Annotated in this window: 22 protein-coding genes; 18 read left to right on the top strand and 4 right to left on the bottom strand. The window is 45.7% G+C overall.

Features of this window, described 5'->3' with window-relative positions; all coding sequences use genetic code 11:
* Positions 1–3 precede the first annotated feature (3 nt).
* From WJM94_RS14185 to WJM94_RS14115, 15 genes are all read left to right on the top strand, one after another.
* The gene (locus WJM94_RS14185) at positions 4–1,116 is read left to right on the top strand and encodes a protein-glutamate methylesterase/protein-glutamine glutaminase (RefSeq protein ID WP_444494847.1); all 1,113 of its coding nucleotides are present in this window, start codon (positions 4–6) and stop codon (positions 1,114–1,116) included.
* An 8-nt stretch (positions 1,117–1,124) separates the two neighbouring features.
* On the top strand, positions 1,125–1,901 hold the full coding sequence (locus WJM94_RS14180) for a ParA family protein (RefSeq protein WP_444494846.1): 777 nt from the start codon (positions 1,125–1,127) through the stop codon (positions 1,899–1,901).
* A complete protein-coding gene (locus WJM94_RS14175) occupies positions 1,894–2,949 on the top strand; it encodes a chemotaxis protein CheW (protein WP_444494845.1) in 1,056 nt (351 codons plus the stop codon). The genes WJM94_RS14180 and WJM94_RS14175 overlap by 8 nt, the downstream gene beginning before the upstream one ends.
* Positions 2,950–2,984: 35 nt before the next feature.
* Positions 2,985–3,479 (top strand): chemotaxis protein CheW, encoded by a 495-nt coding sequence (locus WJM94_RS14170; protein ID WP_444494844.1) that lies wholly within the window; start codon positions 2,985–2,987, stop codon positions 3,477–3,479.
* Positions 3,480–3,493: 14 nt separating this feature from the next.
* The gene (locus tag WJM94_RS14165; RefSeq protein WP_444494843.1) at positions 3,494–3,985 is read left to right on the top strand and encodes a DUF2802 domain-containing protein; all 492 of its coding nucleotides are present in this window, start codon (positions 3,494–3,496) and stop codon (positions 3,983–3,985) included.
* Between the two features lie 244 nt (positions 3,986–4,229).
* Entirely contained in the window at positions 4,230–4,847 is a 618-nt protein-coding gene (gene ccmA, locus WJM94_RS14160; protein WP_444494842.1) for a cytochrome c biogenesis heme-transporting ATPase CcmA, read from the top strand.
* Between the two features lies 1 nt (position 4,848).
* Entirely contained in the window at positions 4,849–5,517 is a 669-nt protein-coding gene (gene ccmB / locus WJM94_RS14155) for a heme exporter protein CcmB (RefSeq protein WP_444494841.1), read from the top strand.
* 104 nt (positions 5,518–5,621) lie between these two features.
* Complete coding sequence (locus WJM94_RS14150; protein WP_444494840.1) at positions 5,622–6,365, top strand: heme ABC transporter permease; 744 nt, start codon at positions 5,622–5,624, stop codon at positions 6,363–6,365.
* An 11-nt stretch (positions 6,366–6,376) separates the two neighbouring features.
* A complete protein-coding gene (gene ccmD, locus WJM94_RS14145; RefSeq protein WP_444494839.1) occupies positions 6,377–6,583 on the top strand; it encodes a heme exporter protein CcmD in 207 nt (68 codons plus the stop codon).
* Positions 6,580–7,065 carry a cytochrome c maturation protein CcmE gene (gene ccmE, locus WJM94_RS14140; RefSeq protein WP_444494838.1) on the top strand — a complete coding sequence of 162 codons (486 nt, stop codon included), beginning with the start codon at positions 6,580–6,582 and terminating at the stop codon, positions 7,063–7,065. Before ccmD ends, ccmE begins: the two co-directional genes overlap by 4 nt.
* A complete protein-coding gene (locus tag WJM94_RS14135; protein ID WP_444494837.1) occupies positions 7,062–9,047 on the top strand; it encodes a heme lyase CcmF/NrfE family subunit in 1,986 nt (661 codons plus the stop codon). The genes ccmE and WJM94_RS14135 overlap by 4 nt, the downstream gene beginning before the upstream one ends.
* Positions 9,040–9,594, top strand: a complete 555-nt coding sequence (locus WJM94_RS14130) for a DsbE family thiol:disulfide interchange protein (RefSeq protein ID WP_444494836.1) — start codon at positions 9,040–9,042, stop codon at positions 9,592–9,594. Before WJM94_RS14135 ends, WJM94_RS14130 begins: the two co-directional genes overlap by 8 nt.
* Complete coding sequence (locus tag WJM94_RS14125; RefSeq protein ID WP_444494835.1) at positions 9,591–10,076, top strand: cytochrome c-type biogenesis protein; 486 nt, start codon at positions 9,591–9,593, stop codon at positions 10,074–10,076. Before WJM94_RS14130 ends, WJM94_RS14125 begins: the two co-directional genes overlap by 4 nt.
* Positions 10,076–11,299 carry a c-type cytochrome biogenesis protein CcmI gene (ccmI, locus tag WJM94_RS14120; RefSeq protein ID WP_444494834.1) on the top strand — a complete coding sequence of 408 codons (1,224 nt, stop codon included), beginning with the start codon at positions 10,076–10,078 and terminating at the stop codon, positions 11,297–11,299. Before WJM94_RS14125 ends, ccmI begins: the two co-directional genes overlap by 1 nt.
* A gap of 177 nt (positions 11,300–11,476) precedes the next feature.
* Positions 11,477–12,247: an MlaA family lipoprotein gene (locus tag WJM94_RS14115; RefSeq protein ID WP_444494833.1), complete on the top strand. Its 771-nt coding sequence runs from the start codon at positions 11,477–11,479 to the stop codon at positions 12,245–12,247.
* A 70-nt stretch (positions 12,248–12,317) separates the two neighbouring features.
* Here the strand turns inward: WJM94_RS14115 and WJM94_RS14110 are convergent, their stop codons facing one another.
* From WJM94_RS14110 to WJM94_RS14095, 4 genes are all read right to left on the bottom strand, one after another.
* The gene (locus WJM94_RS14110; protein ID WP_444494832.1) at positions 12,318–13,616 is read right to left on the bottom strand and encodes an outer membrane protein transport protein; all 1,299 of its coding nucleotides are present in this window, start codon (positions 13,614–13,616) and stop codon (positions 12,318–12,320) included.
* 309 nt (positions 13,617–13,925) lie between these two features.
* Positions 13,926–15,176 carry an outer membrane protein transport protein gene (locus WJM94_RS14105; protein ID WP_444494831.1) on the bottom strand — a complete coding sequence of 417 codons (1,251 nt, stop codon included), beginning with the start codon at positions 15,174–15,176 and terminating at the stop codon, positions 13,926–13,928.
* Between the two features lie 290 nt (positions 15,177–15,466).
* Positions 15,467–16,195 (bottom strand): DUF3379 domain-containing protein, encoded by a 729-nt coding sequence (locus tag WJM94_RS14100; RefSeq protein WP_444494830.1) that lies wholly within the window; start codon positions 16,193–16,195, stop codon positions 15,467–15,469.
* A complete protein-coding gene (locus tag WJM94_RS14095) occupies positions 16,188–16,763 on the bottom strand; it encodes a sigma-70 family RNA polymerase sigma factor (RefSeq protein ID WP_444494829.1) in 576 nt (191 codons plus the stop codon). Before WJM94_RS14095 ends, WJM94_RS14100 begins: the two co-directional genes overlap by 8 nt.
* 756 nt (positions 16,764–17,519) lie before the next feature.
* On the opposite strand from WJM94_RS14095, the gene fadI reads away from it, so the two are divergent.
* From fadI to WJM94_RS14080, 3 genes are all read left to right on the top strand, one after another.
* On the top strand, positions 17,520–18,827 hold the full coding sequence (gene fadI / locus WJM94_RS14090) for an acetyl-CoA C-acyltransferase FadI (protein WP_444494828.1): 1,308 nt from the start codon (positions 17,520–17,522) through the stop codon (positions 18,825–18,827).
* Positions 18,827–20,938 carry a fatty acid oxidation complex subunit alpha FadJ gene (gene fadJ, locus WJM94_RS14085; protein ID WP_444494827.1) on the top strand — a complete coding sequence of 704 codons (2,112 nt, stop codon included), beginning with the start codon at positions 18,827–18,829 and terminating at the stop codon, positions 20,936–20,938. Before fadI ends, fadJ begins: the two co-directional genes overlap by 1 nt.
* A gap of 116 nt (positions 20,939–21,054) precedes the next feature.
* Positions 21,055–22,259 (top strand): IS3 family transposase gene (locus WJM94_RS14080; RefSeq protein ID WP_444494826.1). Its coding sequence is split into 2 segments (ribosomal slippage): positions 21,055–21,421 and positions 21,421–22,259, totalling 1,206 coding nucleotides; the frame shifts between segments, so codons are not numbered across the junction.
* The last annotated feature ends 33 nt before the right edge of the window (positions 22,260–22,292 follow it).

Here is a 22,292-nt window from a genome sequence, read left to right as displayed (position 1 = left end):
AAAATGGCGATTAAAGTACTAGTCGTTGATGATTCAAGTTTTTTCCGTCGTCGCGTTAGCGAAATCATCAACTCAGAATCGCGCCTGGAGGTAATTGACGTTGCGGTTAACGGCAGAGAAGCGGTAGAAAAAGCCAAAGCTCTCAAGCCTGATGTCATTACCATGGATATTGAAATGCCAGTTATGGATGGCATTACTGCTGTGCGTGAAATCATGGCTGTGTCTCCAACGCCAATCCTGATGTTTTCGTCCCTGACACATGATGGGGCGAAAGCAACCCTTGATGCGCTCGATGCGGGCGCACTGGATTTCTTACCGAAAAAATTTGAAGACATTGCACGTAACCGTGATGAAGCAGTATCGCTACTTCAGCAGCGCGTCATTCAGATCGCGTCCAAACGAGCATTTTTACGTCGACCCGTCGCACGAACCGTATCGGTCGGGGCGACATCTTCGGTTCGGCCCCTTACGACCCGTTCTCCGGGCTTAACTGCCGCTGCACCGCGATCTGCTGCTGCGAAGTTTCGCGCATCAGGAAAAAGGTATTATCTGACAGCCATTGGTACGTCCACCGGAGGGCCTGTCGCGCTGCAAAAGATTTTGACGAATCTGCCTGCGAATTATCCGCATCCTATTGTTTTGATCCAGCATATGCCTGCCACTTTTACCGCCGCATTTGCCAGCCGTTTGAACACGTTGTGCAAGATACAAGTGAAAGAAGCGCAAGATGGTGACGTATTGCAAGCGGGTGTTGCTTACCTCGCTCCTGGTGGAAAGCAGATGATGGTTGATGGCCGTGCTGGTGCGGCTCGCCTGCGTATCATTGATGGCGGTGACCGTATGAACTACAAACCGTGTGTCGATGTCACCTTCGGCTCTGCTGCGAAAGTGTACGGAGATAAAGTGCTCTCTCTGGTACTTACCGGTATGGGAGCTGATGGTCGTGAAGGTGCACGCATGTTGAAATCAGCGGGCGCAACCATTTGGGCACAAGACGAAGAAAGTTGTGTGGTATACGGCATGCCCCAAGCTGTCGCGAAAGCGGGGATTTCATCTGAAGATTTACCGCTCGACCGTATTGCTGAGCGCATGCTGGTGGAAGTGGGGTTAGCGTAGGACAGATCATGATTGTTTGGAGTGTAGCTAACCAAAAAGGTGGTGTGGGCAAAACCACTTCCACAGTGACATTAGCCGGTCTGTTAAGTCAGAAAGGTCACCGGGTGCTTATGGTCGATACTGATCCGCATGGATCACTGACAACGTATCTTGGTTATGACTCAGATAATGTGGCATCCAGTTTGTTCGACCTGTTTCAACTCAAGGCGTTCACGCGAGAAACGGTGAAACCGTTGATCATAAAAACTGAGTTGGAAGGCATGGACATCATACCGGCACACATGTCCCTCGCGACACTGGATCGCGTTATGGGTAACCGCAGTGGTATGGGGCTTATTTTAAAGCGTGCGCTTAAAGCCGTTGCAAAAGATTACGATTACGTGTTGATCGACTGTCCGCCGATTCTTGGTGTGATGATGGTCAATGCATTGGCTGCCAGTGACCGTATTTTGATCCCGGTTCAGACTGAGTTCTTAGCGATGAAAGGTCTTGAGCGCATGATACGCACCCTGACCATCATGCAGAAGTCACGTCCGGATGGTTTTAAAGTCACGATAGTGCCAACCATGTACGACAAACGTACCCGCGCTTCGTTACAGACGCTGACACAACTGAAACAGGACTATCCGAATCAGGTGTGGACATCTGCAGTGCCGATCGATACCAAGTTCCGAGATGCAAGCTTGAAGAACTTACCAGCTTCACATTTTGCATCGGGCAGTCGTGGTGTATTTGCTTACAAGCAGTTGCTGATTTATTTGGAGAGGTTGTCGCTCGATGAGTAATCATGACGTTCTTTCCAGTGAGCAAGCGCTCGATGATTACTTCTGCGCTTTGCTTGGTGAAGAATTGGAAGCAGACGATTCTGAAGAAGAGCTGGATTTGCTTGCTCAGGAATTATTATCTGCAGAGCCAGAGCCAGAGCCAGAGCCAGAGCCAGAGCCAGAGTCAGAGCCAGAGCCAGAAATAGAACTGGAGTCTGCAGGGGGGGACTCTTATCCATATCGGGAATCTTACTCTCAGGAGTTGGAAGCCCCAAACCTAGAGGATGTAGAACGCTTATTAAGTCAGCTTGAGTCCACTAACGTGGTCGACGAGTTAGACATCGATGACATTCTTGCACAGAACACCACTGCTATTGCAAAGCAAACTAAGCAAACTAAGCCAGCGATGACAGATGATATTCCATCGTTTGAACAATTGGCTGACACGTCTGAGGAAATTCAGGAGTGGGTTATCGAAGAGCCGGTTGCTGAAATTCAGCCAGAAACTCTTGTGACAGAGCCAGATGTTGAGCGAGTCATCGAAAGCAAACCACAAGTAGCTGCAGAGCCTGAAACGCTAACAGGCTCAGCCTTACCATACTCGAGGGAAAGCACCCAGCGAACGGGCAACTTCCAAGTTCTTTACTTTGATGTCAACGAAGTCATGTTTGCGGTACCTCTTGATGAGCTGGGCGGTATTCATCGAATCACCGAACTCAACCATTTGATTGGTAAACCCTCTTGGTACTTAGGTCTGCAGACTAATCGCGAGCACAAGTTTGATGTGGTTGATACGGCCAGGTGGGTGATGGCCGATAAGCTTCGCGATCAACAATACAAAGATAATTACCAATACGTCGTGATGCTTGGTGAAAGCATGTGGGGGTTGGCCAGTAACCAGTTAATGGGAACTGAGACGCTCAATGTCGACAAAGTTCGCTGGCGTGAACAGGCGGGAAAGCGCCCTTGGCTAGCGGGCATGGTGAAGGAAAAAATGTGTGCTTTGATTCACGTCCAGGCACTTATTGACATGCTAAACGCTGGTTTAGACGTCAAATCAATGAATTAGAATAAAGTCGGGAACGACATTAACGAGGGTTAATTATGTCTCAAGCTTTTAATGTAGAAGTGAAGAAAGATGCAACGAATGACGAAGTTCTTCAGTGGGTGACGTTCCAGCTAGAAGAAGAAACGTACGGCATTAATGTGATGCAGGTGCGTGAGGTACTTCGTTATACCGAGATTGCACCCGTTCCAGGTGCGCCAGATTACGTGTTGGGTATCATTAACCTGCGTGGTAACGTAGTCACTGTTATCGATACTCGCTCACGTTTCGGTCTGGTAGAAGGCGAAGTGACTGATCATACACGTATCATTGTTATCGAATCTGAGCGTCAGGTTATCGGTATTCTGGTCGACAGCGTAGCGGAAGTGGTTTATCTGCGTTCTTCTGAAATTGATACAACCCCTTCAGTTGGTACTGATGAGAGTGCGAAGTTCATTCAAGGTGTCAGCAACCGCGATGGTAAGCTTCTTATCCTCGTTGATTTGAATAAGCTCCTAACGGATGACGAATGGGATGATATGGCTCATCTGTAATTGGTTGAATGATCATGGCTGAAGTGAATTTTTTATCTGTACCTTTCATTGCTGGTGGTGTCGCTTTCATTGTGTTTGTGCTGCTTGTTTTGCAATTGCCTATTCGCGCAGGTTTGAAAAACAAAATTGACCAGCAGCGTGTACAAGCTCGGCAAGTAGATAAAGACGTACAGAAACTGAACAAACAGTTGTTGGAAGTTCGATCTGTGGTTGTGGGTCTTGGACAAAAGGTCACAGAACAACAGGACATTATTCAGCATCTTAATGAGCGCATCCGCGAGCTGGAACACGCTGACACGGATGGCCGTATGTATAGTCGTGCTTCTAAAATGGTTCAGCTGGGCGCTGATATCAACGAGCTGATCGAAGAGTGCGAACTGCCAAAAGCGGAAGCTGAACTCATGTTGTCGCTGCAGAAAAAGCTGGCAGGTAAAGAGAAGATTCCGTCACTAAGTAGCCACCCATCTGAAGAACCAAGTTATTCACTAGATGGAAGAAGGCGTTAGAATAAAAAGAAGCTTCGGCTTCTTTTTCTCATTCAGATCACCAAAACCGTACGTTTTTGCCTCTTATGAAATTAAGGTTCTATGGTTATTAAGGTATATAACCATTTATAGTTAAATTTATCGGATTGTGTAAGTAAGTTAACAAAAATTCATGAACTTACTTACATCTCTGACCTCTTGTCCTGTTTCGTCTTAACTAAGCTGTGCTAATATAACCGCTCGTTCATTATTTAGTTGAAGCCCTATGTTAGAAGTGTCTAACCTTACTGCGATCCGAGATGAAAGGGTCCTGTTTGAAAACCTGAAATTTGAAATCAAACCAGGCGAACTAGTCCAGATTGAAGGGCGAAATGGCACAGGCAAAACGACGCTTCTACGTATTGTGACCGGGTTAGGTGACAGAGAGGATGGCATCATCAAATGGAAGGGAGAAGAGGTTGAAAAGTCTCGTGATGTCTTTCACCGGGATTTGCTGTTTCTAGGGCATCAAACTGGCGTGAAGCGTGAACTAACCGCATTAGAAAACTTACGTTTTTACCAGTCCATTCATAATAATCACACCTCAGATGACGAGATCTTTATCGCGTTGACGCAAGTAGGGTTAGCGGGGAGAGAAGATATTCCCGTAGCACAGCTTTCAGCCGGTCAGCAACGCCGCGTAGCGCTGGCGAGACTCTGGCTCAGCAAACAGATCTTGTGGATTCTGGATGAGCCACTTACCGCGATCGATAAGCAAGGCGTTAAGGTGTTAGAAGCGTTGTTTGCCAATCACGCAGACAATGGCGGTATTGTGATTCTGACCACACACCAAGATATGTTTTCCGACAGCCCGAAACTTAGAAAAATAAAACTGGGTGATTGAAATGATTTCTTCCATGAACACAATTATCCGTCGTGAACTCTTGATTGCCTATCGCCGTCAAGCCGACATTTTGAACCCACTTTGGTTCTTTATCATCGTTATCACTTTGTTTCCGCTTAGTATTGGCCCTGAACCTAATTTGTTAGCACGTATTTCAGCAGGCATTGTTTGGGTTGCTGCATTGTTGTCTGCATTATTATCATTGGAGCGTCTATTTCGTGATGATTTTCAAGATGGTGCTTTGGAGCAAATGATGCTCATGCCAATTCCATTGCAACTTGTCGTGATTTCAAAGGTCATAGCTCACTGGTTGTTGACGGGGTTGCCTCTAATCTTGATTAGCCCTTTGTTAGCGGTTTTGCTTTCTCTTGATTTCGATACTTGGCTGGCGGTTGTGCTCACATTATGTATAGGCACTCCAGCGCTAAGTTTTATCGGTGCCATTGGTGTGGCGCTGACCGTTGGGTTACAAAAGGGCGGTGTTCTTTTGAGTTTACTTGTTCTCCCGCTCTATATCCCAATTCTGATTTTTGCAACGTCTGCTATTGATGCTGCGGCGCTTGGTGTAGCGTATAACGGCCAACTAGCGATTCTCGGTGCGATGCTGATGGGTGCGATAACATTCACACCATTTGCAATCAGTGCAGCGTTGCGGGTTAGTGTTAACTAACATTAACAAATAGTCCTTTTATAAGGGCTTACATAATGATTAAAGCACAGCGATGGTGTCGACCTTTTAGACTGTGCCCCTTAAAGTAAGAGTGAGAACTAAACATGTGGAAATGGCTACATCCTTACGCTAAGCCTGAAGCAGCTTACCGTCTTAGCGGTAAATTCCTGCCTTGGTTTTCTGTATTGGCCCTCGTATGCTTAACGGCTGGTACGATTTGGGGGTTGGCGTTTGCGCCTTCAGATTACCAACAAGGTGATAGTTTCCGAATCATATACATCCATGTTCCATCCGCTATGTGGTCGATGGGCGCCTACTTGTCTATGGCGATTGCGGCATTTATTGGCTTGGTATGGCAAGTTCGTCTTTCGGACATGGCTGCTCTGGCGATGGCACCTATCGGTGCGGTATACACCTTTATTGCATTGGTGACTGGCGCAGTATGGGGTAAACCTATGTGGGGCACTTGGTGGGTGTGGGATGCTCGTCTTACTTCCGAACTTATTCTTCTATTCTTATATCTTGGTGTAATTGCTCTGTACCACGCTTTTGATGATCAAAAGACAGCGGCAAAAGCGGCAGGTATTTTAGCGATCGTTGGTGTCGTGAACTTACCAATCATTCACTTCTCGGTTGAGTGGTGGAACACGCTACATCAAGGCGCAACGATCACGAAATTTGAACAACCATCCATCTCAGCCGACATGCTATGGCCTCTGTTGCTGAACATCTTTGGTTTTGCGTTCTTCTTCGGTGCCGTGACCATGGTGCGTTTCAGAAATGAAATCATCAGTAAAGAAGGTCACCGCCCTTGGGTTCGTCAAATCGCAACTGAAAAAACTCAGTGAGGTAGCTAACGATGTATTTTGAATCTCTGAGCGACTTTTTGGCCATGGGTGGCTACGCATCATACGTATGGAGCTCGTTCGGCATCACTTTTCTTTCGATGCTGATTCTTTTAATCACCAGCCTTCGTCGCAGTGATGCGTTATTGAATGAAGTGAAAGCAAAAATTGACCGTCAAGCTCGTATTGACGCAGCGAAGAATATGGAGAACACCTTATGAATCCGAGACGTAAAAAGAGGCTGGGAATTGTGCTGGCTATCTTTGTCGGTATTAGTGCGACCATCGGTTTGATGCTTTATGCGCTTAACCAGAACATGGACCTTTTCTATACTCCAACGGAACTGGTAAATGGTAAAGCGGATGGAACGAAACCTGAGGTCGGCCAGCGCCTGCGAATCGGTGGTATGGTGGTGAATGGCTCGGTTCGTCGTGATCCTGATTCTCTGAAAGTAAGTTTTGACCTACACGATATAGGCCCTAAAGTGACCGTCATTTACGACGGTATTCTTCCAGATTTGTTCCGCGAAGGGCAGGGTATTGTTGCACAAGGTGTTTTGCGTGACGCGACGACTATCGAAGCGTTTGAAGTACTGGCAAAACACGATGAAGATTACATGCCACCAGAAATCGCAGCAGCGATGGAAAAGACGCATGAACCGATGAAGTACAGCTCTGAGCAGACACAAGGAAGCGGCCAATGATTGCAGAAATCGGTCACTTTGCCCTCATATTATCGCTTGCGATGGCAGTGCTGCTGAGCATACTGCCATTATGGGGTGCATCAAATAACAACACCATGTTGATGAACACAGCCCGACCTCTATCTTGGTCGATGTTTCTCATGCTGCTGTTCTCCTTCTTTATTTTATGTTGGGGTTTTTATACCAACGACTTTACGCTGCAATACGTAGCAAGTAACTCAAACAGCCAATTGCCGTGGTACTACCGTTTAACCGCAGTTTGGGGCGCGCATGAAGGTTCATTACTTCTTTGGGTGCTAATCCAAGCGGCCTGGACGGTTTCTGTTGCTACATTCAGCCGTGGCATGCCACAAGAATCTGTGGCGCGAGTTCTTGCGGTGATGGGGATGATCTCTGTTGGATTTCTGATGTTCATCATCTTCACGTCCAGCCCATTCCTGCGTACCTTACCTTTCTTCCCTGTCGACGGTCGTGACTTGAACCCGCTGCTTCAAGACCCGGGTCTTATCGTGCACCCTCCTATGCTTTACATGGGTTATGTAGGCTTCTCGGTAGCGTTCTCATTTGCGATTGCTTCTTTGATGACAGGCCGTCTTGATACGGCTTGGGCACGTTGGTCTCGTCCTTGGACAACAGCGGCTTGGGTATTCCTTACTTTAGGTATCGCACTAGGTTCTTGGTGGGCGTACTACGAGTTAGGCTGGGGTGGATGGTGGTTCTGGGATCCAGTAGAAAACGCTTCCTTTATGCCTTGGTTAGCGGGTACAGCACTGATGCATTCTCTGGCCGTAACAGAGAAACGTGGCACGTTTAAAGCGTGGACAGTACTGCTAGCGATCTCCGCATTCTCCTTGAGTCTTCTGGGTACGTTCCTGGTACGTTCGGGTATCTTGGTCTCAGTACATGCGTTTGCATCCGATCCAGCTCGCGGCATGTTTATCCTTGGCTTCCTGGTATTTGTGATCGGCGGATCACTACTACTGTTCGCGGTAAAAGGCGCATCAGTTAGAGTGCGTGGTAACTTCAGCCTGGTATCACGAGAAAATGTCCTGCTAGGGAACAACGTATTTCTCATCGCTGCGCTTGTTGTTGTGCTGGTTGGTACGTTATTGCCACTGGTTCACAAGCAAATAGGTCTGGGATCTGTTTCTATCGGTGCACCATTCTTCAACATGTTGTTTGCATGGTTGATGATGCCGTTTGCATTCTTGTTAGGTATCGGTCCGCTTATTCGCTGGAAACGAGACCAGTTGTCGTCAATCGTTAAACCGATGGTTGTTTCTGGGGTGACCGCATTGGTATTAGCAGCGGTTTGCGTATATCTGTTCGCTGATTTCTTCCAAATCATGGCTTACATCGGTTGGGTAATGGCGATTTGGATCATAGCGATGCATGGTTTTGAGCTACACGAACGTGCGACGCACCGTCATAGCTTCGTCGAAGGCGTAGGCAAATTACCACGCAGCCATTGGGCGATGATGCTTGGTCACATTGGTCTTGCAGTGACGGTTATCGGTATCTCAATGGTGCAAAACTACAGTATCGAACGTGATGTGCGTTTGGCACCTGGAGAGCACTTCCAGATCCAGGGTTACGATTTCTATTTCTATGGCCTGCGTGATAAAGATGGCCCTAACTACGATGGTTACATTGCTGACTTTGAAGTCACGCATAATGGTAACTACATCAATACACTGCATGCTGAGAAACGTTTTTACAGAACGGCTAAGTCGATGATGACAGAAGCAGCGATTGATCGTGGCGTAACTCGTGACCTGTACATTGCTATGGGCGAGCGTTTGGAGGACAACCGTTCGTGGGCAGTTCGTATTTACTACAAACCATTTGTTCGTTGGATTTGGGCTGGTGCTTTGATCATGGCCATCGGTGGTGGTCTGGCTATTTCTGACAAGCGTTACCGCTTCCGGAAATCATCTAAGAAGAGCGCTAAGGCAAAGGAGCAAGTCGCACAATATGAATAAGAAAGTCTTATTTATCCCCTTAGCCGCTTTCATGGTTTTAGCGGGGATCTTTGCAACCCAGTTGATGCGAAATCAAGAGGGTGATGACCCGACAAAACTTGAGTCCGTGTTGGTGGGTAAAACTGTGCCAGCGTTTCACCTCGAGGACCTCGCTGAGCCGGGTAAACAGTACGACCAATCAATATTCAAGGGTGAACCTTTACTGCTAAATGTTTGGGCAACATGGTGCCCAACCTGTTTTGCCGAGCATAAGTATCTTAATGAACTGTCTGGTAAAGGCGTGAAGATTATCGGTATGAACTACAAAGATGATCGTACTAAAGCCGTAGGTTGGTTGAATGATTTAGGTAACCCTTACCTTATCAGTTTGTTCGACGGCAGCGGTATGCTCGGTCTGGATCTGGGTGTTTATGGCGCACCGGAGACATTCATCATTGATGCCAACGGTGTGATTCGTTACCGACATGTGGGTGATGTCAATCCGCGTAACTGGAATGACACGTTAGAACCGCTGTACAACCAATTGGTTGAGGAGGCGAAGCTATGAGAAAGATGATTTTAGCTGTGTTCGCTGCGCTGACATTCTCGTTGGCAGCTCAAGCTGCTATCGAGGTGTATGAATTTGACAACCTCAAACAAGAGCAGCAGTTTAAAGAGTTAAGCCACACACTACGTTGCCCTAAATGTCAGAACAACACGATTTCTGACTCTAACGCCGAGTTAGCTCAAGACTTACGCCATAAGGTGTATGAGATGACGAAAGAGGGCAAATCGAAACAAGAAATCGTAGATTACATGGTTGCACGTTACGGTAACTTCGTGACCTACAATCCACCATTTACGGTTGCAACGGCAATCTTGTGGCTGGGTCCTTTGGCTGTTGTGCTAGGCGGTTTTGCTTTGATTGTACTTCGTAGTCGTAAATCTAAAGCTAAAGCAGTCGCAAATAGCGATGAACAATGGGACGAGCAAAAAGAAGCCCGTCTGAAAGCATTGCTTGAGGAAGAGAACAACGGAGATAACAAGTAATGACACTATTTTGGATTTCTACGGTTGTTCTTACGCTGATTGCTTGTGCACTGGTGGCAATGCCATTGCTCAAACAAAAAGCGAATAATGATGATGTACTGCGTGACGAACTCAATAAAGCGTTTTACAAAGATCGTTTAACTGAGCTTCAAGAAGAGGCTGAAGAAGGCTTGGTCGAGAGTAAGGAAGATTTAATCTCGGATCTGAAACAATCTCTTCTGGATGATATTCCTGCAGACAAAAGCCATCAGGAGACAAAAGTTTCCCCGGTCGCGGTCATCGTTCCTTCTGTGATTTTAACGGTCGCATTGAGCTATGGTTTGTATTACAAATTTGGCGCTTCTCAAGAAGTCGTGAAGTGGCAAGAAGTGTCAGCAAACCTGCCAGCACTATCGAAGAAACTGATGTCGTCTTCAGCCGAGCCTTTGAGTGATGATGAAATGGCGGATTTGACGCTGGCATTGCGCACACGTCTCCATTACCAACCAGAAGACTCAACCGGCTGGTTACTGTTAGGCCGTATCGCATTGGCAAACCGTGATGTCAACACCGCGATTGATGCGATGGAGAAGTCATATAATCTTGAACCACAAGATCCCGATATCATGTTGGGTTATGCACAAGCGTTGATGCTTTCTCAAGAGGAAATGGATCAGAACACAGCGCGTTCTCTGTTGGGTAAATTAATTCAGCAAGATCAAGTGGATTTGCGTGTGTTCTCACTACTTGCATTTGATGCTTTTGAGCGTCAGGATTATCCAGCTGCGATCAAATACTGGGGTATTATGCAGCAGATGATCGGTCCTGAAGATAGCCGTTACGAGATGCTTTCTCGCAGTATTGACAGTGCTCGCCAGCAGATGGGAGAAGCAGCCTCACCAGTCTCTCCAGATAAAAGTGTGGCAGTTACCATCAATCTGGCACCAGAAGCTCAGGTCGATCCGAATGGTGTTCTTATCGTATCTGTGCACCGTGCTGATGGTTCCCCTATGCCAGTGGCCGCCGCTCGTTACCCATTAGGGGCGTTCCCTCGAACAGTGATATTGGATGATGGCAACTCCATGTTGCAAGGTCAAAAGCTGTCGTCATTAGATAGGCTTGTAGTTCGTGTCCGAGTTGATTCTGACGGCAACGTATCAACAAGAGATAACGACTGGCACGGCGAAAGTGGCGTGGTCGAACTTGGTCAACCTGTTGAAGTTACTATTAATAAACAGTACTAAACGTCCCTTCGTCATGTCCCTGTAGTGGTATGACTCTAAACTATCAAGTAGAATGAATAAGGCCAGCACTTGCTGGCCTTGTTTTTATACTTAAGTGACTTCTTTCTAAACTATATTTAAACCAGCACTTTGTAGCAAGGTTACTTAAGTATATTAATAGTTGTTATGGAACATAGAATGTATAACAAGGGTAAATCCATCTTCTTAATGCTGTTAGCAGTTGGACTGGTTGGCTGTTCAAGTGCGCCTGAGGAGGCAGTCACAGAAGAAACAAATCAAACGACTTCTGATGCGTACGATCCGTTAGAAGGCTTTAACCGTGCCATGTGGGATATCAACTACGATTACTTAGATCCATATTTGGTACGCCCAGTGTCATTAGCCTATGTGGAATATACTCCGACACCGATCCGCTATGGTATCGCTAACTTTCTGGCTAACTTAGATGAGCCAGCCAGTATGGTGAATAACCTGCTCATGGGGAACGGCAGTAAAGCTGTAGATCACTTTAACCGTTTTTGGATTAACTCCACTTTTGGTCTTTTAGGTCTGGTTGATATTGCGACGAAGGCGGGGATTACAAAATACGATGAAAAAGCCTTCAGTGATGCCGTCGGTCATTACGGTGTAGGTAACGGTCCTTACTTTATGATTCCGGGTTACGGACCTTATACGCTACGTGAAGTAACGGATACGGTAGACGGCATGTATGTACCGCTGACCTATCTCAATTTCTGGGCGAGCTTGGGTAAATGGGCATTTGAAGGGATGGAAAAGCGTGCTTTGCTCGTTTCTCAGGAAGCTCAGCTAGACAATTCACCAGATCCTTATGTATTAACGCGTGATATCTATATCCAGCGCCAAAACTTTAAAGCTGAAATTGAGACTGTCACAGAAGTGGATCAAGAAGAAGAAGCTTACCTGGACGAATATTTAGACGACTTTTAAACCTCTTCTTTGTGATTCAATAGAGATAAAAAAGGCTTAGCACTCGCTAAGCCTTTTCGTTTTCGGAAAATTAAAAACGATAGTTCGCCTGAACACCAATCAACCAAACATTACCTGTTGTTTCGCCGACAAACTGACCACCAACTTGCTCTGCACTGTCATCAGATTCGTAACCACGTGATTCTGTGATAGATGCATCTTTAGCGAGGATGTAAGTGAAACCTGTATCTAGGCTAAAATCTTTGGTCCAGTCATACGTTGCACCGATGCTAAGCCACGTACGATCCGTTTCTGGAATAGTAATCGTACGGTTCTTATCATTCACTGCAGAAGTGTCATAAGCGATACCTGTTCTCAATGCCAGTTGTGGTTGTAGCTGATAGGTGGCACCAATTGCAAAGCGGTAGTTATCTTTCCAGTTTTCCACTTTAACCATGTGTGTACCGGCAGTCTCCAGATGTGCTTCGAGCTTCTCGAACGAGCTCCAGTCAGTCCAGTTAAAGCTTGCATGCAACGCTAGTTTATCAGTGACTTGGTGGAAGCTAGCCAGTTCTGCTGTCGCTGGTAGTGTGAGATACATGTAACCGTTATCGCGAGTTTGCGGTAGTAAAGGCGTACCGAAGCCAAAACCTATGCCTTCAGCATGACCCTGAAGTTTAAGCTCTACTTCAGATTTATATGAGAAACCTACGCGATGGCTTTCGTTAATTTGCCAGGCGGTACCCACTTGCCAGCCCCAAGCAGTGTCGTCACCTTCCATGTACTTAAGCGTCGTATCTTGAGGAAGTCCCAACGCATTTATCGCCGGTGCTGTTGCCCCAAAGCTGCCTTCACCAATAATGTAACGAATACCAGCACCAATGCTTACCGCGTTGTTGATTTTGTACGCTGCATTTAGATTGGCTTCCATTGTTGTTACGCTTGCTTCATTACCAAAGTGCGATGCTGAGAAGCCTGTGCCAAGCTCCGTCTCCATGCCGTAGTTAGTGCCTAATGCTAATCCAATTGCGAACTTGTCATTATATTGGTGTGATAGGTAGAAGTTAGGAATGATCGCGTCATGGGCGAAGTCATCCGAAGAAGCTGGAATATTACTGCCATAAAAATTCACATCACCTTCAACATCAAGATTTGGGTTCACATAAATGGCACCAACAGATACTTGTGTGCCTTCTAAGTAAGTAAGCATGGCTGGGTTGCGCCATTGTGCGCTCGCATTATCCGCCATCGCTGCTTCACCAGCATACGCTCGACCTAATCCTGTTGCTGAAAACTCAGCAAGTTGGAAACCTGCTGCTTGAGTCATGCCTGAAGTTCCCAGTAGGCCTATTGCTACTGTCACCGATAGAAGGGTCTTGTTGGTTTTCATTCTGATGTTCGCTGAATTGTTAAAAAACGTGATGCGAAATTTTAAAGATAGAGCTTTTACTTTAGAAATGAAAAGCCGGAATTTTCACGTTTTTGGAATTTAATTCTTTTATTGGTTTTGTTACAGGCTAAAAAACTATTCGGCGAGGGGCTATGAAAAATATTCAGCGAACAGTTGTGCGTCCTAAAGAGGGTTTTTAGATACACGTGTTCACTGAAAAAGAACGGACAATAAATCTTAAATAAGAAAAAAGGCTGGAAATCCAGCCTTTTATATAAAGTTTATTTGTAATAATGACGTAACTGTCGATTAGAAGCTGCGGCTGTATTGTAAGCCAACAAGGATTGCGTCTGCGTGAGTCGTCGCGCTTACACCAGTAGAGACACCTTGAGCCACAACGATGCTCTCATCAACGTCAACATCATCACCCAATAGGTAGGTGAAGCCAAAGTCGACGTTAGACTTGCCGTCGATGTGGTAAGTGAAACCAGTCGAGAACCACTGACGATCGGAATCTGGTACAGAAATAGACGTCACATTGTCCTGTGCACTGGTGTCGTACATGTAACCAGCGCGTAGCGTCCAGTCGTTATTTAGGTAGTAAGTACCGCCAATTGCGTAGTGCCAGCCGTCTTGCCATTGGTAATTTTTCGCGTAGTTGCCAGCTATCGCACCTTGGTTTAGGTTTTTAAAATCAATTTGATCGAAGTCTTTCCAGCCAATGTACTGAACGCTGTAGTGTACTGCGAACTGAGTATCTTTAATTTTGTGGAAACCAGAGAACTCAGCCATGTCTGGTAGAGGTAACGTGATTTTTTGACCATCATCGTCTTTTGCTTCAAATTCTGGGCTGTAGTGGTAGGCAAGACCGAAACGGTTGTTTTCGTCTAACTCGTAAACCGTGCCAACGTTGAAGCCAACGGCCCAGCCGTCAGCTGAATCGACATCGAGAAGTGTCGTGCTGCCTAGCATAGCGCTAGTTACACGCTTCATAGTACCTTTGCCGTAAATCACATCCAGGCCAGCACCAAAGCTCCATTGATCGTTTAGGCGGTAAGATCCTGCAAGACCAAAGTTCGCGCTTTTTACGTCAGTCAGACCGCCGTATTCCGTTGCGACATAGTTATCCGAGAATTCAGTTTTTGTACCGAAGTTAGAGTAGGCATTCACACCCCAGGCAAACTTGTCGTTTACTGGCACAATCAGGTGAATGTTTGGTGCAAGGGCAGTGTCACCCACATCGTCTACATCACCGACAGTTGTTGTACTAGAACCTAGAGGAGTGTTAACGCTGTATTTTGCGTTTTTTACTTCAATTAATGAAGTAATGGTTTCAAAACCGACAGACAGTTCCATTTTGTCAAACAGAGCCATTGCTGCTGGGTTACGCGCCATTACCGATGCGTTGTCTGCGATTACAGCATCACCAGCAAACGCGCGGCCAAGGCCTGTTGCCGATTGGGCATTAATTTGGAAACCTGCTGCCATCGTTTGACCTGAGGCAAAAGCTACCGTTACTGCTAAGAGAGTCTTTTTGAACAGACGCTTATTATGAGTCATTATTTTTCCTTATTAGATTCGTCTCTTTGGACGATAATTTGAGCTTTTGCTCAGTGGCGCAGATAGTAGTCAGTAGAATACCCTAAACAAATCCGACCATTGTTAAAAATTAAGGAAAAATTGCAGAAATGATGCTAAATGCAGGGAAATTGCATCTAAACTGCAATAATTAGAGTTATTGCTCTATATGATGTATTCGGGGGAATCGTTTGCGTGTTAAGGGTGAGGTGATGCCGCTGAGTGATAACACCTCGCGGCACCTGATATTAAGCTAACTTTGTTTCAATTTATTACATAGGCTGGATAAGAGGTGTCAGTTCACGAGCGATAGTGTTGATATCCTCGCCTTGCTGGCCCACCAATATCATACTTGAGCTACCAATAGGTTGAACGATACCGCTCATGCCTTCTTTGTTGAAGTCGACAGCTTGCTTGCTTGGTATACCGGTAATGAACATGGTTACTTTTCCTTTCGCTCCCTGGAAAACCATATGAACGGCATTGGACGCTCCGAACCCACAGTGATTTAAGTAATAGACGTGGTATGGAAAGTTCTGGTTAAACTGAAAACGCAGAGGCGACATTTTTGCGTTGATGAATGTGCTCGGTACATCTTCGTCCAGGTGACGAACAAAAGGCTCTTCGTTGATCACGTGCTCAATTGCGGTATCCGCCAATGTTGCCTGGGCAGGAGATACGATAATATTGCTCCAATTTATTTGGCCAACCAACAAACCTGCAATGAATGCGACCGATGCAGCTAGTGACATCGCTCTTCGGGCAAAGGTCGGTCTCACGACTTTTTCTTCAAGCGTGCTTGAGGTTTGGCTGAATAAAATTTTATCGGCAAGATCTTCTGGAACCTCTACATTCATCGCCTGTTTAATTTTTTCATCGAGATCCAGAACATCTTCAACAAACCTATAGTTGGCGTTGTTATCGGCCAAAGCTTTAAGTATCTCTTCATCCTTATGTTTTGGATCCGACAAAATACGGCGACGAAATTCTAAATCATCCATTTTTTTGTCCTCTTTTAGTATCTTGAGAATCCAACATCTCTTTAAGTTGATTACGAGCACGGAACAGCCGAGTCATCACGGTGTTTATGTTTAGTTCAAGGATGTCGCCGATTTCTTCTCCACTGAAACCACCCACGACTTGCAGAAATAAAGGTTCACGATATTCGACGTCTAACTTCATGATCTGTGCTTGAAGCCATTCTTGCTGATGATGAGGGTCGTCGCTGACCTTCGCATCATTGCCATAGTCATCGATATCTACTAAATCAAATTGTTTACGTTCGAATCGGCGCGCGTTTTCTCGTCTTAATATCGTAATAAGCCAAGATTTGGCGGCTTTTTCGTCCTGTAAGCTATCTAGGGATTTCCATGCACGAAGGCAGGTTTCCTGAACCAAATCTTCCGCAATGGCTTTGTCTTTGCTTAGCCAGTAAGCGTAACGATATAAATCACGATGATAGCCCCGAACGAGCGATTCATATTTTCTTTGTTTGTCCATATCAGAGTTGACCGGACTGTTGGAATTTTTCTTTCCAAATATTTTAAACATGGCTGCAAGAGCCTCCATTTTCTAATAAACAACCGCATCGTGGTCATTCAGCTATACAAAATGAGTGTAGCAGTCTCATCAAATCAATCCCGGATTCGATACTCTGCCCCCTTATTACGATTCATATATAAAGGTGAATAGAACAGGCGAGCACATGGCTTATTTGGATGCATGAAAAAATAGATCGCTTCAAAGAGGGTAAAATCAATATAAAATTGATCTATTTCAAAAACTCAAGCAGTGGAGGGGTTATAGTTACTCCTGTCATCTCGTTGGTCCTTGTGGCTAACATGTTGAGCAAGATGACACTTCCTTTTGAAGGCTGACTTTACTTTCTCCTAATCAGGAAACTGATTAATGTTCAATTGGCGTAAGTTAATTGTTTTTATAGATATTCCGACCACACAGTTCTGTGTGGTTTTTTTTTACCTCAATTTTGTCTTCCCAACATATTTTTATTCAATTTGCTTCACTGTTCATTGTCGGTTAATGGCGCACTAGGCATGATTTATTACATACGAATTAAAGCCGGTGACGTATATTTACAAGAGCATCAAATTCACAATCAACCATTCTACATTAGACTAAAAGTTTACTTAAATCGGTATCTTAGGCGACTTAGGGTTATCGAGGCTTAGTTATAATCGTCATAAATATAAGTTAGTTAGAGTAATTGATCTACTTGCTTCACGTTTATCTAAACACGCCTTTGATAAATTTAACAAATTGATTACAATGCATCAGGTCAGACCTCTTGTTAATTAAGGAGAAACAATGGGCAAGCAGGAAGTAAAAACGCGTCATGGTGAACGCGTTGCTATTGTCGCAGGGCTTCGAACTCCCTTTGCTCGTCAATGCACTGAATTTAGCCAAGTGCCCGCAGTCGATTTAGGGAAAATGGTAGTGAGTGAAATGCTTGCTCGCACAGACATTGATCCGAAGTTAGTCGAACAAGTGGTGTTTGGACAAGTGATACAAATGCCAGAAGCACCGAATATCGCACGTGAAATCGTTTTGGGGACAGGGATGAGTGTTCATACGGACGCTTACAGCGTGACCCGAGCGTGCGCGACGAGTTTTCAGGCTGCGGTTAATGTAGCGGAAAGTATTATGGCTGGTGCCATTGATGTGGGTATTGCAGGCGGTGCAGATTCTTCTTCTGTGCTTCCAGTTGGCGTGTCTAAAAAATTAGCAGCCAACCTACTGGCTTTGAGCAAAACCAAAACGCTGGGTCAAAAGCTCAATGTACTTAAAAACATTAGCCTCAAAGATTTAATGCCAGTCCCACCGGCGGTTGCTGAGTATTCTACTGGAATATCGATGGGGCAAACGGCTGAGCAGATGGCGAAAACACACGGTATTTCTCGCGCTGAGCAAGATGCGCTAGCCCATCGCTCTCACACACTGGCTTCTCTGGCGTGGAAAGAGGGCAAGATTCAAGGTGAAGTCATGACCGCCTTTCCTGAGCCGTATAAGAAGTGGATCTCTGAAGACAACAACGTTCGTCATGACTCAACATTAGAGGGATACGCAAAACTGCGCCCAGCATTTGACCGCCAATACGGCAGTGTAACGGCAGCCAACAGTACACCTCTGACCGATGGCGGCGCTGCTGTGATGCTAATGCGTGAAGGTAAAGCGAAAGAGCTCGGTATGGACATTCTGGGCTACATTCGCGGTTACGCTTTCTCTGCTATTGGTGTACAAACCGATATGTTGATGGGCCCTTCTTATGCGACCGCTAAAGTACTGGAAAATACAGGACTGGAATTGTCGGATCTTGCTTTGATTGATATGCACGAAGCCTTTGCTGCACAGGCGTTAGCCAACGTAAAAATGTTTGCCTCTGATAAGTTTGCTCAAGAAAATCTTGGTCGTTCAAAAGCCATTGGTGAAATCGACATGGATAAATTCAACGTACTTGGTGGCTCGATTGCGTATGGTCACCCATTTGCTGCAACGGGCGCACGCATGATGACGCAGACGCTGCGTGAATTGAAACGTCGAGGTGGTGGTATTGCATTGAACACCGCGTGTGCGGCGGGTGGTCTTGGTGCAGCAATGATTCTGGAGGTTGAATAATGAGCGAGCAAAAAGCATTTAGTCTGAAGATCGACGAGCAGAACATTGCTTGGTTGGCTATTGATGTACCTAATGAAAAGATGAATACGCTGCAGGCGGCTTTTGTTGAAGATATGATGGCGATCTTCACTCAACTAAAAGACTCGAGTGGCGTTAAAGGGGTGATCATTCATTCTCTGAAGCCAGATAACTTCGTTGCGGGTGCTGATGTACGCATGCTTGACGCATGTACTACCGCAAGTGAAGCTGAAGCATTGGCAAAACAAGGCCAAGAGCTTTTCCAACAATTGTCGGATTTGCCTTATCCTGTTGTGGCTGCCATTCATGGCCCGTGTTTGGGTGGCGGTTTAGAGCTTGCTCTTGCTTGTGATTACCGTGTTTGTACGGAATCAGATATTACACGTTTAGGTTTGCCAGAAGTGCAATTAGGTTTGTTGCCAGGCTCTGGTGGTACTCAGCGTTTGCCTCGATTAATTGGACTGTTACCTTCGCTCGATTTAATCCTGACCGGGAAACAACTTCGTGCCAAAAAGGCGAAGAAGCTGGGTGTCGTTGACGCATGTGTACCGGAGACTATTCTGCTCGATGTCGCAAAGCAGTTTATCGACAAAGGTAAGAATAAAGGCAAGAAAAAGCAGTCAGCTAAAGAGAAACTGATGTCAGGCAGTAGCTTGGGGCGCAAGTTTATCTTTGAGCAAGCGGCGAAGAAAACCAAAGAAAAAACCCGAGGTAATTACCCTGCGGCTGTGGCGATTCTGGAAGTTATCCAGCATGGTCTGGAAAAAGGGTTGGTGAAGGGACAGGAACTCGAAGCCAGACGTTTTGGTGAACTGGTCATGAGCGCGGAATCCAAAGCGTTGCGTTCTATCTTCTTCGCGACAACGGAGATGAAAAAAGAACACGGTTCTGACGCCAAGCCTTCTGCTGTGAAAAAGGTCGGTGTACTGGGTGGCGGTTTGATGGGCGCTGGTATTAGCCATGTATCGGTTGCGAAAGCCAAAGTGCCAGTTCGCATCAAAGATGTGAGCAATGATGGTGTCTTGAATGCGTTGAACTACAACTACAAGCTGTTTGAAAAGCAACGTAAGCGTCGCATTATTTCTACAGCAGATCTTCAGGCAAAAATGATTCAGCTTTCAGGAGGAGTAGATTTTACTGGCTACAACCACATTGATGTGGTCATTGAGGCGGTTTTTGAAGATCTTGATTTGAAACAGCAGATGGTTGCGGATATTGAAGCCAATGCGAAGCCGGAAACTATTTTTGCGACCAACACTTCGTCGTTGCCAATTCATAAGATTGCAGAGAAAGCGGAACGTCCAGAGAATATCGTTGGCTTGCATTACTTCAGTCCGGTAGAAAAAATGCCGCTGGTGGAAGTTATCCCACATGAAACCACGTCAGACGAAACTATCTCTACGGTTGTCGCGTTAGCGAAGAAACAGGGTAAAACGCCAATCGTGGTGAAAGATAAAGCGGGCTTCTACGTAAACCGCATTCTTGCACCTTACATGAACGAAGCTGCACATATCTTGCTGGCAAACGAGCCGATTGAGAAGATTGATGGTGCTTTACTCGACTTCGGGTTCCCGGTAGGGCCAATCACACTACTTGATGAAGTAGGTGTTGATATTGGTGCGAAGATCATGCCGATTCTCGTTAATGAGTTGGGTGAGCGATTCAAAGGCCCTGATGTATTCGAGACTCTGCTTAACGATGGTCGAAAAGGCCGTAAGAGTGGCAAAGGTTTTTATACTTACAAAGCGAAGAAGAAAGAAGTCGATAAGTCGGTCTACAAACTACTCAAGCTTGATCCAGAGTCTAAGCTGAGCGATAGCGATATAGCACTACGATGTGTACTGCCGATGTTGAATGAAGCAGTACGCTGCTTAGACGACGGCATTATTCGTTCGCCGCGCGATGGTGATATCGGTGCGATTTTCGGTATTGGTTTCCCTCCATTCCTGGGTGGCCCGTTCCGTTATATGGATCAGTTTGGTTTGAAGGAACTGGTTGAGAAAATGAACGAGTTTGCATCGAAATACGGCGATCGCTTTGCACCGTGTGATGGCCTGTTAACTCGCGCGGGTGAAGAGCGTACCTTTTACTAAGTTCTAAAGTACGTTAAAAAATAAAAAGGCTTGCATCTCGCAAGCCTTTCTCAATTGAGTAGTGTACCGTCCTAAATAAGGTTGACACTTTCCAACCCAAAAAATTGGAGAGTGTTATGAAATCAACCACTAAAAGAACTCAGCGCGATTACTCCCTCGCTTTTAAACTCACCGTAGTTGATGAGGTTGAAAAAGGAAGCCTCACTTACAAGCAAGCTCAAGAGAAGTACGGTATCCAAGGTTGCTCCACGGTTTTAGTTTGGCTTCGTAAGCATGGTCGACTAGATTGGTCTAAAGGGACACCTAACTTTATGTCCAAAGAAGACTCTATGGCCGAGTTCAATTCACCTCCCACACCTGAGCAACGTATTAAAGAGCTTGAGAAGCAACTCAAAGACGCACAGCTCAAAGCCGATTTCTTTGAAGCTGTAGTGAACGTTATGGAACGTGACTATGGCGTTAGAGTGACAAAAAAGCAAAAAGAAGCGTTGTCCAAAAGAAAGTCATAACAGGTTTGACCGTCACGAAGTTTTGTCAGTTAGTGCAAATCTCTCGTCAAGCCTATTACAAGCAGTGCCAGACTCAGACTCGTTGTGAACATCATGAGCATGTTGTTATTGGCTTTGTCCATGAAGTCAGAATGAAGCAGCCACGCATTGGTACGCGGAAACTGAAATTCTTAGCAGAGATAAAGGGCATTCAGATAGGTCGAGATAAGCTCTTTGAGCTTCTCAGAAGGCATCGTATGTTGGTGAGAACAAGACGGGCTTATCATCGAACAACTGACAGTCGTCATCGGTTCTTCTGCCATCCAAACAAAGTGAAAGATGGGCTGACACCAACGAAGCCAGAACAACTGTGGGTTGCTGATATAACTTACTTACCGACTCAAAATGGAGAGAGTTATGTCAGCCTGGTTACGGATGCTTATTCAAGGAAGATCGTTGGTTACTATGTAGATGACAACATGAAAACGCAATCAGTTAAGCGGGCATTTATCTCAGCTCTCAGACAACGGCAGAGTGAAGAAAAGCTAATACACCACTCAGATAGAGGCTCACAATACTGTTCGAAGGAATATCAAGATATCCATAAGAAACATAAAGTGACTTGCTCGATGACTGACGGCTATGACTGTTATCAGAATGCTTTAGCAGAGCGAGTAAATGGGATACTCAAAATGGAGTTCTTACTGAGGAAACCGAAAGATCTGGAAGAAGCGAGGACGATGGTAGCAGAATCCGTAGAGATCTATAATCAAATGAGGCCTCATACGGCTTTAAAATACAAAACGCCCGATGAAGTACATCGAGCGTTTTAGTTAAAAAGTGTCAACCCATATCAGGACGGGTCA

Origin of the sequence: Vibrio sp. YIC-376 (genome assembly GCF_052353105.1) — a bacterium.
Lineage (GTDB): Bacteria > Pseudomonadota > Gammaproteobacteria > Enterobacterales > Vibrionaceae > Vibrio.
The sequence above is the reverse complement of the archived record's forward strand: the minus strand, read 5'-3'. Positions and strand labels throughout refer to the sequence as shown.

What these genes read in the sequence shown, in the direction of transcription:
- WJM94_RS14185 (WP_444494847.1), top strand. Translation starts at nt 4, where the DNA reads ATGGCGATTAAAGTACTAGTCGTTGATGATTCAAGTTTTTTCCGTCGT.
- WJM94_RS14180 (WP_444494846.1), top strand. Translation starts at nt 1,125, where the DNA reads ATGATTGTTTGGAGTGTAGCTAACCAAAAAGGTGGTGTGGGCAAAACC.
- WJM94_RS14175 (WP_444494845.1), top strand. Translation starts at nt 1,894, where the DNA reads ATGAGTAATCATGACGTTCTTTCCAGTGAGCAAGCGCTCGATGATTAC.
- WJM94_RS14170 (WP_444494844.1), top strand. Translation starts at nt 2,985, where the DNA reads ATGTCTCAAGCTTTTAATGTAGAAGTGAAGAAAGATGCAACGAATGAC.
- WJM94_RS14165 (WP_444494843.1), top strand. Translation starts at nt 3,494, where the DNA reads ATGGCTGAAGTGAATTTTTTATCTGTACCTTTCATTGCTGGTGGTGTC.
- ccmA (WP_444494842.1), top strand. Translation starts at nt 4,230, where the DNA reads ATGTTAGAAGTGTCTAACCTTACTGCGATCCGAGATGAAAGGGTCCTG.
- ccmB (WP_444494841.1), top strand. Translation starts at nt 4,849, where the DNA reads ATGATTTCTTCCATGAACACAATTATCCGTCGTGAACTCTTGATTGCC.
- WJM94_RS14150 (WP_444494840.1), top strand. Translation starts at nt 5,622, where the DNA reads ATGTGGAAATGGCTACATCCTTACGCTAAGCCTGAAGCAGCTTACCGT.
- ccmD (WP_444494839.1), top strand. Translation starts at nt 6,377, where the DNA reads ATGTATTTTGAATCTCTGAGCGACTTTTTGGCCATGGGTGGCTACGCA.
- ccmE (WP_444494838.1), top strand. Translation starts at nt 6,580, where the DNA reads ATGAATCCGAGACGTAAAAAGAGGCTGGGAATTGTGCTGGCTATCTTT.
- WJM94_RS14135 (WP_444494837.1), top strand. Translation starts at nt 7,062, where the DNA reads ATGATTGCAGAAATCGGTCACTTTGCCCTCATATTATCGCTTGCGATG.
- WJM94_RS14130 (WP_444494836.1), top strand. Translation starts at nt 9,040, where the DNA reads ATGAATAAGAAAGTCTTATTTATCCCCTTAGCCGCTTTCATGGTTTTA.
- WJM94_RS14125 (WP_444494835.1), top strand. Translation starts at nt 9,591, where the DNA reads ATGAGAAAGATGATTTTAGCTGTGTTCGCTGCGCTGACATTCTCGTTG.
- ccmI (WP_444494834.1), top strand. Translation starts at nt 10,076, where the DNA reads ATGACACTATTTTGGATTTCTACGGTTGTTCTTACGCTGATTGCTTGT.
- WJM94_RS14115 (WP_444494833.1), top strand. Translation starts at nt 11,477, where the DNA reads ATGTATAACAAGGGTAAATCCATCTTCTTAATGCTGTTAGCAGTTGGA.
- WJM94_RS14110 (WP_444494832.1), bottom strand. Translation starts at nt 13,616, where the DNA reads ATGAAAACCAACAAGACCCTTCTATCGGTGACAGTAGCAATAGGCCTA.
- WJM94_RS14105 (WP_444494831.1), bottom strand. Translation starts at nt 15,176, where the DNA reads ATGACTCATAATAAGCGTCTGTTCAAAAAGACTCTCTTAGCAGTAACG.
- WJM94_RS14100 (WP_444494830.1), bottom strand. Translation starts at nt 16,195, where the DNA reads ATGGATGATTTAGAATTTCGTCGCCGTATTTTGTCGGATCCAAAACAT.
- WJM94_RS14095 (WP_444494829.1), bottom strand. Translation starts at nt 16,763, where the DNA reads ATGGAGGCTCTTGCAGCCATGTTTAAAATATTTGGAAAGAAAAATTCC.
- fadI (WP_444494828.1), top strand. Translation starts at nt 17,520, where the DNA reads ATGGGCAAGCAGGAAGTAAAAACGCGTCATGGTGAACGCGTTGCTATT.
- fadJ (WP_444494827.1), top strand. Translation starts at nt 18,827, where the DNA reads ATGAGCGAGCAAAAAGCATTTAGTCTGAAGATCGACGAGCAGAACATT.